The organism is Nonomuraea salmonea (assembly GCF_042428605.1).
GTDB classification, from domain to species: domain Bacteria; phylum Actinomycetota; class Actinomycetes; order Streptosporangiales; family Streptosporangiaceae; genus Nonomuraea; species Nonomuraea salmonea.
The window spans coordinates 21,100-34,864 of the sequence record NZ_JBHMCF010000051.1 but is presented as its reverse complement, the minus strand read 5'-3'; the positions used below and the strand labels follow the sequence as shown (position 1 = coordinate 34,864).

Genomic DNA, 13,765 nt, shown 5'->3' with positions numbered 1-13,765 from the left:
TCGTCCCGGACATCGGCCTGCCGCGCCGCCTGTTCGCGGGGAGGAGATGACGTTCCACCACCCGATCCGCCCGGCGGCGTACACGATGCGCGCCCCCGCCTGACCGTGCCCAGGCGGCGCTCAGGCGGCGCTCAGGCGGCGCACGCCTGGGCCCGCGCCAGGGCGGATCGCCCACCCTCGGCCCCGCCTCAGGGGTGAGGGCTCCAGCGTCAGGCGGGCACCGGCTGCGGCGGGGTGTCGCCCACGTAGCGCGCCGCCGGTCGGATGATCTTGCTGTCGGCGGCCTGCTCCAGGATGTTGGCGCACCACCCGACCGTACGGGCGGCGGCGAACGTCGGCGTGAACATCGAGCGCGGCACCCCGCACAGCTCCATCACCACGCCCGCGTAGAACTCGACGTTGGTGTGCAGGTCGCGGCCCGGCTTCAGCTCGGCCAGGATCTCGATGACCCGCCGCTCCACCTCGTGCGCGAAGTCCACCAGCTCGCCGCCGAAGCTCCGCGCGATGCCCGACAGCATGCGCGAGCGCGGGTCCTCGGTGCGGTAGACGGGGTGACCGAAGCCCATGATGCGGTCGCCGGCCAGCACGCGATCGCGTACCCAGGCGTCGATGCGGTCGGGTGTGCCGATCGCGTCGAGGGTGTCCAGGGCGCGGCTCGGGGCGCCGCCGTGCAGCGGCCCCGACAGCGCGCCCAGCGCCCCCACCACGCAGGAGGCCAGGTCGGCGCCCGTCGAGGCGATCACCCGCGCGGTGAAGGTGGAGGCGTTGAAGCCGTGGTCGATCGTGGAGATCAGATACTGCTCGATCGCCCTGGCGTGCGCGGGCTCCGGCTCCTCGCCGGTGAGCATGTAGAGGTAGTTGGCGGCGTACGTCAGGTCGTCGCGCGGCTCGACCGGCTCCAGGCCGAGCGAGAGCCGGTGCAGCGCGGTCAGCAGCGTCGGCGTCAGCGCGCTCACCAGCAGCGCGTCGTCAAGGCGCTGCTCGGGCCCGAGGTCGTAGAGCGGTCGCAGCCCGAGCACGGAGCCGGCCGCCGACACCGCGCCGCGCACGGCGTCCAGCGGGCCGCCGCCCGGCGCGGCCAGCGCGGGCAGCAGGGGCCGCAGCGCCTCGGGCACGTGACGCAGCGGCAGCGTGCGCTCGACGAAGCGCCGCCGGTCCTCGGCGGACGGCAGCGCGCCGAGCAGCATCAGGTGCCAGACGTCCTCGAACGTGCGCTTCTCCGCGAGCTCGATCGCGGAGTACTGGCGGTAGTGGTAGAAGCCCTCACGGCCGCGGACGTCGCTCAGGCGCGTCTCGGTGACGACGACGCCGCTGAGCCCCCTGGGCACCTCGATGCCGTGTCCATTGCCCGCCGGCGCGGTGGTGCTGATCATGTGATGAACCTCCTCCGATACCGGCACTCTCCGGCCTGCCCCATAGGCGCGTCAACGTTGATTTTCGTCCACGTGATCGAGGTCACCGCAGGATTTACGGCACTTACCGCACCCCGGCATATTGATTTTCATCAACATGCCAAGGTGTAGGCGAGCTGGGATAACCGCACCCGCCGATGCGTAACGCGGTGGTATAACTACTCACCGTAATCGACCAAGCGCGCCGGTGCGGACACCCCCGGCGCCGTCCCCCCGGCTCTTCCCCCCGAAGGAGCAGCAAGCATGCGCTCGACCCGTGCGTCCCTGATCGCGGGCGGCACCGCCCTCGCCGCCCTCCTGTTCACCGCCCAGCCCGCCGCTCGGCCTGCCGCGGCGGCCCCGGTCGGCACCGGCTGCCTCGCGTACGGGCAGGTCGGCAGCTACCTGTCCAGGGAGGGCGGGTTGAAGCTGACCCTCTCGCCCGGCTTCCTCGCCGAGCTGCGGCGGGCGGGCATCGGGCTCTCCGCGCTCGGCCCGGTCGAGCTGGTGGACGGCGGCAAGGCCCTGTGGACGCCGGTCGGCGAGCGGTACGACACCGTCGCGACGCCCAGCGGCCGGATCTGCCACCCCGGCGGCTTCTCGTTCTCCGACCCCGAGACCAACGTGACGTACGAGATCGACACCTTCCGCATGGTGTTCGCGGCCACCGGCGGCAGCGGGCTCCTCGCCATCCCTGCCGTCAACGGGCGGCCACGGCCGCGTGGCGAGCTGACACTGGCCGGCTTCAGCCTCCGCGAGGCTCTCGCGCCCGGCACGTTCGTCCGGCACGGCGGCGGAGCCGGCCCGCGCAAGGTCGCCCTGACCCTGCACCAGAGCTGGGCCGACGACCTCAACCGCGAGCTCGGCACCCGCCTGCGCGGCGGGGCCCACTGGGCCGACCTCGCCATCGCCTGGCAGGGCACGCCCAGCCGGCCCGTCCCCGCCGGGACGTCGCCCGGCCTGCGCGGCATCGAGCTCGTCAGCGCCGCCATCCGCCGCACGTCCTGACCTTCCCGTCCCGTTCATCCCCCACCACGAGGACACCCCGATCAGATGAAACGCGTACGGCTCGTGCTGCCCCTGCTGGGATGCGTGCTGGTGGCCTGTGCCTTGATGGCCATGTACGCCCCCACCGGGCTCCTGCGCCAGGAGGAGCCGCCGCCGGGCCCCGTGGGCTGGACGCCGCACGACCTGCCGGACGGCATCGAGGCCGCCCAGCGCCGCCTGAGCCGCCACCCCGGCGACGCGGCGGACTGGGCGAACCTCGGCCATCTGTACCTCCGGCAGGCACTCCGCACCGCCGAGACCTCCTTCCACGCCAAGGCCGAGGCCGCTCTGGAACGTTCCCTGCGGCTCGGCAGGCCCTCCGTCGAGGCTCTGATCGGCATGGGCGAGCTGGCCAACGCCCGGCACGACCACGCGGGCGCGGTCCGCTGGGCCGCCCGCGCCCGCACCGCCGCTCCCAGCAGCTGGGCGCTGTACGGCGTGCTCACCGACGCCTACCTGGCGCTGGGCCGCTACGACCAGGCCGAGCGGGCGCTGCGCCGCATGCTCGACGGCCGCCCCGACCTCGCCTCCTTCACCAGGGCCGCCCGCGTCGAACACCTCCGCGGCCGCGTCGGGCCCGCCCGCGAGCTGCTGCGCCGCGCCTGCCAGGTCGCCGGCGACCCCGCCGAGTACGCCATCTGCCAGTGGCGGCTCGGCGATCTCGCCTGGCACGAGGGCGACCCTTCCGCGGCGCGGGCGGCGTACACGCAGGCACTCGCCGCCGACCCTGGACACGTGCCCGCCCGCGCGGGCAAGGCGCGTACGGAGGCCGCGCTCGGCAACCCCGACCAGGCCAGGCGCGACTACGCCACCGCCGTCGCCCGCTCGCCCGCCTACGCCGTCGAGTACGGCGAGCTGCTCGACCACCTCGGCGAGCGCGAGGAGGCCAGGCGGCAGTACGCCGCGTTCGTGGCCCACCACAAGGTGCTGGCCGCCAACGGTGACACCGACCACTACGCCATCGGGGTGTTCCAGGCCGACCACGGTGACGCGCGCGCCGCCGTACGGCATCTGCGGCTCGAATGGGCGCGGCGGCAGGCCGTCGAGGTCGCCGACGCGCTGGCCTGGGCGCTCCACCGGGCCGGCCGGTCCGCCGAGGCCGCCAGGTACGCCGCCCGCGCGGCCACGCTCGGGGGGCGCAACGCGCTCTTCTCCTATCACCGGGGCGAGATCGAGTACGCCCGCGGCCGCCTCGCCTGGGCGCGCACCCACCTGACGCGCGCCCTGTCCATCAACCCGCACTTCTCGCCAGGTGGCGCCGTGCGCGCCCGCGCCCTGCTGGCCCAGACCGCGTGACCGCTTTCCCCTCCCGGAATGCGGAGTAAACCTCTTAAATTCCGCACAAGCCCCGATAAATGGACGACACTCACAATGCGTCAATGCCGAGGGGGTGTGCTAGCCTGATGGCGTTGCAGTTGTGGTTCCCATAAAAGACTTTGTGTGCGCCTGACGGATTGTAATCTTCGGGCGCATTTTTTGTTCGCCGGTCATTTCCGGATGGGCACATCGTGGCGACACGGATTCCGCAAGGTGCGGATTCCGTCAGATCTGCGCATATCTAAGGAGATCGACATGGCTACTGGCACCGTGAAGTGGTTCAACTCGGAAAAGGGCTTCGGCTTCATCGCCCAGGACGGCGGCGGCGCCGACGTCTTCGCCCACTACTCCAACATCGTCGCCAACGGCGGCTACCGCGAGCTGACGGAGGGCCAGAAGGTCTCCTTCGACGTCGTGCAGGGCCAGAAGGGCCCGCAGGCGGAGAACATCGTCGCCGCCTGACCCGCGTTCCCTGAGCCCGGGCACCTCACCGTGCCCGGGCTCTCGCGTGCCCGCCGATGAGTTCTCGCTCCGCGGACGGTCCAACCTTCCGTAAGCCCGTTCTCCGGCGCGACGAGAGGACCCACCGCGATGAGCGAGCAGAAGATGACCCCCGCCGACCTGCCGTCCGGCCGTTCACCCGCCCTCGACCGCCTCGACGTGCTGGTGGGGGAGTGGGCGACGGCCGCCGTCTTCGACGCCGGCTTCTTCGGCCCCGGCAGCCCCGAGGTCGTCGGCCACGGACGCACCACGTTCGCCTGGCTGAAGGGCCGTCGGGTGCTCGCCCAGACCTTCACCAACGACCACCCCGACGCCCCCGACGGCCTCTGCGCCATCGGCCTGAGCGACCAGCCCGAGGTGTTCGTCCAGCACTACCACGACTCGCGCGGCGAAACCCGCGACTACCTGATGACCCTCGACGACGGCGAGCTGCGCTTCTGGCGCGCGGACCCGGCCTTCGCCCAGCGCTACCGCGGCACGGTCACGGCCGACGGCAAGACGATCGAGGGCGCCTGGGAGGTCTCGGAGGACGGCCATACCTGGCGCCACGACTTCAAGCTCATCTACACCAGGGCCGGCTGACAGGTTTTTGCAACGCAAGCCGCCGCCCGGGCGTCCCTGGGAGGTGGAGTTCGAGGATTTCGTCCGGGCCAGGGGGCCGGCGCTGCTGCGATACGGCCTGGTGCTGACGGGGAACGCCGACGACGCCGCCGACCTGGTGCAGGAGGCCCTGCTCAAGCTGAACTCCACCTGGCGCCGGGTCAGGCGGAAGGACGACCCGGAGGGGTACGTCCGCACGATCATGGCCAGGCAGCACGTGACCTGGTGGCGCCGCCGCCGGTGTGAGCACCTCACCGACGAGGTGCCCTCGCCGGTCCACGAGGACGAGCACGACCTGCGCGAGGTCTGGCAGCGCCTGCGCGCCCTCCCGCCGAAGCAGCGGGCGGTGCTGGTGCTGCGGTACCACGAAGGGCTGGGCGACGACGAGATCGCCGCGATCCTAGGGATCTCCCAGGCGACCGTACGCAGCCAGGCCTCGCGGGCGCTGGCCACCCTCCGCGTCCGCGCTCAGGCGCTGTCGGGGAGGCTCGCATGAGGACCGAGGACGAGCTGATCGAGGCCCGGGTGACCGAGACGCTGCGGATGATCGCGGATCGCGCGCCGCAACACGACCTCCTGGCCGGCTTGGCGGAGCGGCGGCGCCGTCGCCGGCACCGACGGGCGCGGGCGGTGCTGGCGGCGGCGTGCGCGATCACGCTCGGCTGGGGAGCGGCGGTCACCTGGCCCTCACCGCTCCGCCCTGTCCTGAGCGCGCACGGCCCTCGAACGGACGGCGCGGGATCGTACGGCTCTGCAACGGACGGCTCTACAAGGGACGGCTCTGCAACGGACGGTGCTCGCACGGAGGGGGACCGGGCGACGGGTCTTCCGAGTGGGGCGGGGCGGGAGATCGAGCGGGTGTGGCCGGACGCGATGGTCACCATCCCGGCGGGCTACCGGCCGCTGGCCGCGATCGACGCCACGCGGCTGCTGGTCAGGCACGAGCCGGGGCAGATCGGCGTCTACGACGTGACGACCGGGCGGTTCGGTGCGGTGTTCACCCCGCCCGCCGACATGCGCGCGCTGACCGTCGATGAGGAGCACGCCGCCTGGCTGAGCGGGGGCTGGGTGTGGGTCGCGCCGCTGCGCGGCAGCGGGCAGGCGCGGCGGGCCGGCCGCGTGCAGCCCGGCGCGGCGGGCGAGCCCGACCGGCTGGCGCTGGCGGGCGACCAGGTGGCCTGGTCGAGCCCGCTCGGCGGGGTCTGGCGGCTGAGCCTCGATGGTGGAAGGCCCGAGAGGGTGCCCCGGTCGGCCGGGCTCCAGCTCGCGGGCTGGCCCTGGGCCACCGACGAGCCGCTCGCCCTGCGCGACAACCCCACCCGCATGGTGAACCTGGAGACCGGCAGGAAGGTGACGATCCGGGCGGCGCACGGCGTCGAAGGGCTGCGATGCGGGCCCACCTGGTGCGTGGGAACTCGCGGTCAGGACGCCGTGGTGCAGCGGGTGGACGGCCGCGACGTACGCGTACGGAAAGGGCTGCGGGAGCCCGGTTACCGGGACCGGTTCTTCGTCGGGCACCAGGGCGTCTACGACGCGCGGGCCGACCGGCTCGTCTCCTTCGCGCCGCTCACCCAGTGGTCGGGAGGAGACGGGCTGATCGCCTGGCGGCAGGGCGACGGGCTGCGCGTGGTGAACCTGGCGGCCGTGCCTCCGGCCCGATGAAAGGGCCGCCCCCGGTGGGAGCGGCCCTGGTGCCTGGGGGTCAGGATCTTCTTCGTGACCACCAGGTGAGGCCCCACAGGAGCAGGCCGACCGCCAGCAGGACGCCCGCGATCTCGTACTGGCCGGCCGGGCGGCCGGAGGACCAGGGGAGCACCAGGTAGAGGCAGGTGACCGCGCCCACCACGGGCAGGACCCGGCCCGCCTTGAAGTGCTCGACTCCGGTGTCCTCGCGGCGCAGCACCAGGACGGAGACGTTGACCAGTGCGAACACCGCGAGCAGCAGCAACGACGTGGTGCCGCCGAGCAGCGCGACGACCGGGCTGTCGGGCACCAGCGAGACGTAGGCGATGAGCAGCAGCGCGATGCCGGTGGTGAACACGATGGACGCGTGCGGGGTGCGCCGCGCCGGGTGCACCTTGGCGAGGAACGGCGGCAGCACGCCCTGCTTGCTCATCCCGTACAGCAGGCGGCTGGCCATCAGCATGTTGATCAGAGCCGAGTTAGCGACGGCGAACATCGAGATGAACGGCAGCAGCTCGCCGATCGGCACCCCCGGCGCCGCCGTCTCCACCACCGTCACCAGCGGCGTCTCGCTCTCCGCCAGCCTGCCGACCGGCACCACCGCGACCGCGCAGATCGACACCAGGACGTAGATCAGCCCGGTGATGCCGATGCCGGTGAACATCATCCGCGGGAAGATCTTGACCGGATTCTTCGTCTCCTCGGCCATGTTGACGGAGTCCTCGAAGCCGACCATGGCGAAGAAGGCCAGCGACGTGGCCGCGCTGACCGCGAGGAACACGCTCTTGTCCTCGGGCGTCTCGAACGCCACCACCCGGGAGAAGTCGGCCTGCCCGCCGGTGATGAAGTAGAGGCTGAGCACGATGACGAGCAGCAGGCCGGACAGCTCGATCGCGGTGAGCACCACGTTGACCTTGACGCTCTCGCCCACGCCGCGCAGGTTGACGGCCAGCACCAGCAGCATGAACGCCATCGCGATCAGCAGGATGACGGTGTTGCCTGCCTCGAAGCCGAAGCCGGTGGCGAGGTTCGCGGCGAAGGCCCGCGAGGCCGCCGACGCCGAGGTGATGCCGGAGCACATCACCGCGAAGCACACCATGAAGGTCAGCAGGTGTTTGCCGAACGCCTTATGGACGTAGAGCGCAGCTCCCGCCGCCTCCGGATATTTCGTGACCAGCTCCAGGTAGGAGCACGCCGTGATCAGCGCGACGATGAACGCGATGGCGAACGGCAGCCACGCGGCGCCGCCCACCTCGCCGGCCACCTGGCCGGTCAGGGCGTAGATACCGGTGCCGAGGATGTCGCCGACGATGAAGAGCAGCAGGAGACCTGGGCCCATCACCCGCTTGAGCGCGGGCTGGCCGTCGCTGCCCGTTTCCGCAGGGCCGGGGGGACTGATCTGTGACATAAGGGTCCTTGTCGTGCGTCAGCTGTACGGCTGCTGGGGGAGGGGAACACGTCCCGCGCGCGGGAACCTCGTGAGACGGGGGACCACGGCGCCGACAGGAAGCTGCTCAGGCCGGACCGGCCGCGTGATCACGACAGTCATCCTGACACTTTACGGCTCCGGTGGTCATCCGTGAATACGTCGTCACGCAGAGTCGGCGCGCGCCTCGGTTAGCGCAGGTCATGGGCGGGTAGCGGCCCTCCGCGAGCATGAACGCGAGCATGATGCCGGGTGCGAACTGGGGGAGTAATGAGCACCTATCGCGACGTAAGCGCGGGGGACGGCCGGTCACGCCTTCCGATCGTCCTCAAGTCGGCCGGGGCGGGGGCCTGCGCGGGGGCCGCGGCCGTGTACCTGCTGGACCCCGCGCGCGGGCGGGCCCGCCGGGCGCGCGTACGCGACCAGGCCGCGCACGCCACGCACGAGGTGCGGGACGGCGCCGGCGTGCTCAGCCGCGACCTGGGCAACCGCGGGCGCGGCGCGGGCGCCGCGCTGCGCTACCAGGTCAGCGGCCGCTCCGCCGACGACCGGGTGCTGACCGAGCGGGTACGCGCCGAGCTGGGCCGCCACGTCAGCCACCCGCACGCCGTCCATGTCACGGTCGAGGACCACGTGGTGACGCTGGACGGCGACCTGCTGGCCGGCGAGGAGGAGCGGGCCAGGAAGGCCGTGCGCCGCATTCCCGGCGTCCAGTCGGTCGTGGCCCGCTGGACCCCGCACCTCGACCCGACCGGCGTGCCCACGTTGCAGGGGCTTGGCCGGCCCCGCGAGCCCGTGCCCGAGCTGCTGCAGCAGCGCTGGTCGCCGAGCGCCAGGTTCATGGCGGGGGTGGCGGCCGCGTACGCGCTGACCGCCGCCCGCCGCCTGCCGGGCCCGCTCTCCTGGGTCGTCCGCACGGCGGGCGTCGCCGTGGCCGCCCGCGCGCTGACCAACCTGCCGCTGCGCAGGCTCACCGGCATCAACGCGGGCCGGAGGGCCGTGGACGTGGGCGAGGCGGTCGAGATCGCCGCCCCGCCCGAGGCCATCTGGGAGCTGGTGGGCGACTATTCGGTCTTCGCCCGGGTCATGCCCGACGTGTACGAAGTGCGCCGCTCGCCCGACGGTGAGCTGTCGCACTGGATGATCAAGGGCCCGGCCGGGGTGCCGATCCGCTTCGACGCCACCGAGACCAAGCGTGACGAGGGCAAGGAGATCGCCTGGAAGTCCACCGAGGGGCAGCTCATCGCGCACACCGGGTCGCTGCGGCTGGTGGACAGGGGGCGGGGCAGGACCCGCGTGCAGGTGCGGCTGACGTACAACCCGGTGGTGGGGGCCGCCGGGCACGCGATCGCCAGGCTCCTCGGCGCGGACCCCGGCCACAAGCTGCGCCAGGATCTCGCGCGGCTGAAGCAGCACGTCGAAGGCGAGCACCGGCGGCGCAGCGCCCCGCGCGAGCGCCCCGCCACCGTCGGCGCCTGACGCTGGCGGTGGCGGGGCGGCCACCGCGCACCCGCGCGGGTGGGCCGAGCGGAGTGGGGCCGAGCAGGGTGGGGCCGAGCAGGGTGGGGCCGAGCAGGACGTCGGCCACCCATCTCGTCGTGGGCTGCTGGGCCCGCTTCCGGTGATCGCACCGGAAGCGGGCCCAGCTTCCTCATGGGGTGAGCAGCCCCCAGTACGCCGCCCACGGCACCAGCAGCAGCGCCCCTGATAGCAGCACGCCCCGCCGGAAACCGCCCCGCCGGAAACCGCCCCGCCGGAAACCGGACCGCTGGGCGCCGACCGCGCTCACCACGCCCGCGACCACGGTCAGCGCGGTGAGGAGTTGCAGCGCCAGCCACCACGGAGGCCGTCCGAGCACCGCCGCGTCCACCTCCGTGGCGCCCGTCATGACGACGGACCCCAGGTAGAGGAGCGTTCCGACCAGCACGGCCGTCCCGCCGGCGGCCACCACCCTGGGCGCCCACCGCGCCACCGTTCCCCGGTCGTCGCCCGCCCGGCCGCGCACGCGGCGTACGGCGCCGCCGATCCCGTAGCAGGCGAACGCCGCGAGCATCGCCGCGAACACCACCACGTGCAGGACAGGCGACTCGTGCCAGGCGGGCGCCGCGACCGGCCGGCTGGCGAACGGCTGGGCGGGCGGCGGGTCGGCGACCACGGCCGGGGGACCGGCGGCGAGGCCCTTGACCCAGGAGGCGACCGTGTCGACGTACCCGGGCGCGAACCCGGAGCCCCGGGTGAAGCCGTCGTGGCTCGCCCGCAGGTCGTGGTCGGCGTCGCGGACGACCTTCAGCGTGTAGTGCCCGTGGCCGCCGCGCTCCAGCGTCTGCCGGAAGATCGCCAGGCTTTCCCCGGGCGCGGTGGAGCGGTCGTGCTCGGCGAAGACGGCGAGCAGCGGCCGGCGGACGCGGGCGAGGTTCGCGACGGGGTCGTTGCCGGTGTCGCCGAACAGGCCGGCCGCCATGAGCACCCGGCTGAGCCGCGTACCGATCGGGTCGATCAGCCGCTCGGCGACGCCGGCGTGCGCGAGGTGGGCGCGGTTGCTCCACAGCTGCGTGCGATCAGGACGCAGGGCGCCGGCCCCCACCGTGACCAAGAACGCGACCGTGTCCGCGCGTGCGGCGGCCAGGGGGACGACCCAGCCGCCCTGGCTGTGCCCCCACAGCCCCGTCTGCCGCGGATCTGCTTCGGGGCGGCGGCGCAGCAGGTCCAGGGCGGCGAGCGCGTCCGTGGCGAGGTCGTCGAACGAGGTGGTCGCGCGCGAGTAGCCGGCCCGCTTGTCGTAGACGAGCGTGACGACCCCGGCCCTGGCGAACGCCTCCGCCTCCGGCTGGTACGCCGCGCGCGACGTGCTCCCTGACCCGGCGACCAGCACCATCGCGGGCAGCCCGCGGGCGCCGGCGGGGGCGAGCAGCGTGCCGTGCAACGTCCGGCCGTCGCTGGTGAAGCTCACGTCGGTGGCGGTCAGATCAGTGGCGGTCGGATCGGTGGCGGTCGGATCGGTGGCGGCGGCCTGGCGTACGGGCTGGAGCAGCGCCAGCAGCGCGACCAGCAGCAGTAATCCGGCTGATTTGCGTACGGACAGCATGGAGTGCTCTCCTAACGAGGAAAGGTGTGAGCATGAGGAACTCGCCTGGTGGCGAGGCATCGCAGCTTTCGCAGAGCCCGGGTCGCCGAGTTGCCGCTCGGCGGCCCGGATCATCGTCGTCAGTCGTGTCGGCCGGTGGCGCCCTCCTCGGGGTCGGGGAACGCGACGAACCTGGTGTGCACGGTGCGCGCGCCGGGCGCGGCCTGGCCGTGCGGACGCTGGTAGCGCTTGAGCAGCGCGAGATAGTCGGTGAAGAACGCCATCAGCTCGTCGAGGTCGACCGTGATGACGCCGCGCGAGAACGGTCGCGCGGCGGCCCACGGGCCCAGCTGGTCGCGGACCTCGTCCAGCCGGGCCAGCAGCTCCTTGTCCTCGCCGAACCACACCTCGGCGAGCAGGTCGACGGCGTCGCGCATGGCGGGCTCCTGCGCGCCGCGCGGCTCGAAGCGTACGCTGCGGCGCGCGGAACGCCACCAGCGTTCCTTGCCGCGCGCCCGCTCGGGCACCTCCTCCACGAACCCGTGCTCGGCCAGGATCCGCAGGTTGTAGCTGGTGCCGCCGGTGGTGACGCCCAGGCGGGCGGCCAGGGTCGTGGAGGTGGCCTCGCCGAGCAGCTCCAGCTCCCTGAGTATGCGCTGCCGGAGCGGGTTGGCCAGCGCTTTGGCCGCGCCCAGGTCGGCCATGTCGTCTTCCGGCATATGTGCATCATAAGTCGTGCACGACAATTCGTGCACACCTGAAAAACGCCCCCGGCCTCAGCGGGCCGGGGGCGCGGTGGGTCAGGCCGATCGCGGGGGGTGCGGGCGGCCATGCGGCGCCCGCACCTGAGCGCGGTGGGTCAGGCGGATCGCGGGGTGCGGGCGGTCATGCGGCGCCCGCACCTGAGCGGGGTGGGTCAGGCGGGTTGCGGGGTGCGGGCGGCCATGCGGCGCTCGAACCAGAGCGAGGTGAACGGCGGCACCGCGCACGCCAGCCCGAGCACGATCGCGCCGCGGCTCCAGCCCGCCTCCCGCGCCGAGAGCAGCACGCCGAGCCCGTAGAGCACGAACAGGGCGCCGTGGATCGGCCCGAACACCTTGACGCCGAGCTCGCCGGTCTCGGTCACGTACTTGAAGAACATCCCGACCAGCAGGCCCGCCCACGAGCACGCCTCGGCCACCGCCGCGATCCGGAACCAGCGCAGCACTTTCGCCCCTTTCCTAGGTCCGCGTCACTCTACAGCCTGTAGAGCAAGGCCGGGTCAGCGGCCGTGGCGGCGCTGGACGTAGAGGCGGTTCCCGCGCGGCCCCGTCCACTCCAGCCGCACCACGCCGGCCACCGCCGCGTCGCCGACGCGGGACGGGTCGGCCCAGTGGCCGACGTTCGGGTTGCGGAAGAACGTGGCCCACAACCGTCCGGCGTGGTCGCGGAAGACGTTGTTGTGCCCGGCGCCGACGCCCAGCGTCCACCGCTTGGAGTAGGGGCCCTCGAACCGGTCGGCGACGGCGATCACCGCGTCGTACTGGTACTGCGTCCGTCCGGCGCCGCCGGGGTCGTAGGCGTAGCGGGTGCTGCCGTCGGGGTTGGTGGAGGTGCGGTCCCAGGCGGCGTGCAGGAGGTAGTACTTGCCCTCGTGCTTGAAGACGTACGCGCCTTCGAGGTATGGCTCCGGCGCGTACGGCTGCTGCTGGAACGCGGGCAGCCCCGTGGCCGGGACGATGTCCTCCATGTCGTCGCGGAACTTGGCGTACAGGTGGTTGTGCAGCACCAGCCACGCCTCGCCGCCCTCGCTGTAGAGGCTGCCGTCGATGTGGTGGTACGCGCCCGGCTCGATGAACGCGGGGCCGCCGACGAAGGACTCGCCGAACGGCTTGTCCAGGTTGCCCTCCGCGAGCCGGTAGGGCCCCTCGACTCCGCCCTCGCTCACCAGCAGGAACGAGCCCACCTTCTGGGAGTGGTCGCCCATGCAGGCCACGATGTACCACTTGCCGCGGAAGTAGTGCACCTCCGGCGCCCACGCCTGGCCGCGCTTGCCGAACCTGTCGTCGGTCCAGTACTCCTGCCACGGCGCCACCACCGTGCGCCCCTCCCGGTTCTCGCCGGCGAACTCGGGCGACCACACCTTGCCCTTCTCCGCGTCCGGCCTGATGCGGGTGGTGTCCGCCAGCCGCCACGGGCCCTTCAGCGACGGCGCGGTCCACACGAAGATGCCGTCGTTCCAGGGGCCCGCCGCCTCCAGGCCGGGCACCCGCGTGGTGCCCGTCGCGACATAGAGCGGGCGGCCGCGCACGATGAAGCAGTTGACGTACGTGTCCCGCATCCACACCCGGCCGAGCTCCCTGTCGCGGGGGCGCAGTTCGAGCGGCAGCACGAACGAGTTGTCCTCCCTGGGCCACAGGTCGGGCCGGGTGTCCGCAGTGCCGTACGGCTCCTGCTGCGGCCAGTTCGCGGGATAGCGTCCCGGCGCCGCCTGAGCCGCCGTCGCGGGCAGCGCCGCCGTCCCGGCCAGACCTGCCACGCCGGCCAGCAAGGCCCTCCGGCCGACCTGCGCGCCGTTGTCGGAACCAGTCATCAGTACGTCCTCCCACTGCGGTGATCCGCCGCGGCTCGCCGCGACCTGCCGGAGAGTCTGCCGAAGTCGCGCAAATTTCGTCAATAACCCGGAAGAAATCGGCTCGCGGGTTCCAGACGCCCGGAAACCCCGTACCGGACGGGAAAACCGGTGCGGAGAAGTGC

The 13,765-nt window shown here is 72.8% G+C and carries 13 protein-coding genes; 7 read left to right on the top strand and 6 right to left on the bottom strand.

Going from position 1 to position 13,765, the window contains the following annotated elements:
• Positions 1–209 precede the first annotated feature (209 nt).
• Positions 210–1,373, bottom strand: coding sequence for a citrate synthase (locus tag ACFFR3_RS43765; RefSeq protein ID WP_379485058.1), 1,164 nt, complete (start codon positions 1,371–1,373; stop codon positions 210–212).
• 282 nt (positions 1,374–1,655) lie between these two features.
• Between ACFFR3_RS43765 and ACFFR3_RS43760 the strand changes: the two genes are divergently transcribed.
• The 6 genes from ACFFR3_RS43760 to ACFFR3_RS43735 all read left to right on the top strand — a co-directional run bounded on the left by ACFFR3_RS43760 (position 1,656) and on the right by ACFFR3_RS43735 (position 6,518).
• Positions 1,656–2,399, top strand: a complete 744-nt coding sequence (locus tag ACFFR3_RS43760; protein ID WP_345400318.1) for a hypothetical protein — start codon at positions 1,656–1,658, stop codon at positions 2,397–2,399.
• Positions 2,400–2,444: 45 nt separating this feature from the next.
• Positions 2,445–3,734 carry a tetratricopeptide repeat protein gene (locus ACFFR3_RS43755; RefSeq protein ID WP_364369597.1) on the top strand — a complete coding sequence of 430 codons (1,290 nt, stop codon included), beginning with the start codon at positions 2,445–2,447 and terminating at the stop codon, positions 3,732–3,734.
• 276 nt (positions 3,735–4,010) lie between these two features.
• Positions 4,011–4,217 (top strand): cold-shock protein, encoded by a 207-nt coding sequence (locus tag ACFFR3_RS43750; protein ID WP_139637865.1) that lies wholly within the window; start codon positions 4,011–4,013, stop codon positions 4,215–4,217.
• A 129-nt stretch (positions 4,218–4,346) separates the two neighbouring features.
• The gene (locus ACFFR3_RS43745; RefSeq protein WP_364369600.1) at positions 4,347–4,838 is read left to right on the top strand and encodes a hypothetical protein; all 492 of its coding nucleotides are present in this window, start codon (positions 4,347–4,349) and stop codon (positions 4,836–4,838) included.
• 43 nt (positions 4,839–4,881) lie between these two features.
• Positions 4,882–5,352, top strand: a complete 471-nt coding sequence (locus tag ACFFR3_RS43740; RefSeq protein ID WP_345400327.1) for a SigE family RNA polymerase sigma factor — start codon at positions 4,882–4,884, stop codon at positions 5,350–5,352.
• A complete protein-coding gene (locus ACFFR3_RS43735) occupies positions 5,349–6,518 on the top strand; it encodes a hypothetical protein (RefSeq protein WP_379485057.1) in 1,170 nt (389 codons plus the stop codon). The genes ACFFR3_RS43740 and ACFFR3_RS43735 overlap by 4 nt, the downstream gene beginning before the upstream one ends.
• A gap of 40 nt (positions 6,519–6,558) precedes the next feature.
• On the opposite strand, the gene ACFFR3_RS43730 is transcribed toward ACFFR3_RS43735, so the two are convergent.
• Positions 6,559–7,947 (bottom strand): APC family permease, encoded by a 1,389-nt coding sequence (locus ACFFR3_RS43730; protein WP_364369606.1) that lies wholly within the window; start codon positions 7,945–7,947, stop codon positions 6,559–6,561.
• 288 nt (positions 7,948–8,235) lie between these two features.
• Here ACFFR3_RS43730 and ACFFR3_RS43725 point away from each other — a divergent pair, with 288 nt between their 5' ends.
• Positions 8,236–9,444 (top strand): SRPBCC family protein, encoded by a 1,209-nt coding sequence (locus tag ACFFR3_RS43725; RefSeq protein ID WP_364369609.1) that lies wholly within the window; start codon positions 8,236–8,238, stop codon positions 9,442–9,444.
• A gap of 172 nt (positions 9,445–9,616) precedes the next feature.
• On the opposite strand, the gene ACFFR3_RS43720 is transcribed toward ACFFR3_RS43725, so the two are convergent.
• From ACFFR3_RS43720 to ACFFR3_RS43705, 4 genes are all read right to left on the bottom strand, one after another.
• Complete coding sequence (locus tag ACFFR3_RS43720) at positions 9,617–11,050, bottom strand: alpha/beta hydrolase family protein (protein ID WP_379485056.1); 1,434 nt, start codon at positions 11,048–11,050, stop codon at positions 9,617–9,619.
• Between the two features lie 119 nt (positions 11,051–11,169).
• On the bottom strand, positions 11,170–11,748 hold the full coding sequence (locus tag ACFFR3_RS43715; protein WP_345400345.1) for an ArsR/SmtB family transcription factor: 579 nt from the start codon (positions 11,746–11,748) through the stop codon (positions 11,170–11,172).
• 197 nt (positions 11,749–11,945) lie between these two features.
• Complete coding sequence (locus ACFFR3_RS43710) at positions 11,946–12,236, bottom strand: DUF3817 domain-containing protein (protein ID WP_345400348.1); 291 nt, start codon at positions 12,234–12,236, stop codon at positions 11,946–11,948.
• 54 nt (positions 12,237–12,290) lie between these two features.
• Positions 12,291–13,601, bottom strand: a complete 1,311-nt coding sequence (locus ACFFR3_RS43705) for a family 43 glycosylhydrolase (RefSeq protein ID WP_345400351.1) — start codon at positions 13,599–13,601, stop codon at positions 12,291–12,293.
• Positions 13,602–13,765 lie beyond the last annotated feature (164 nt).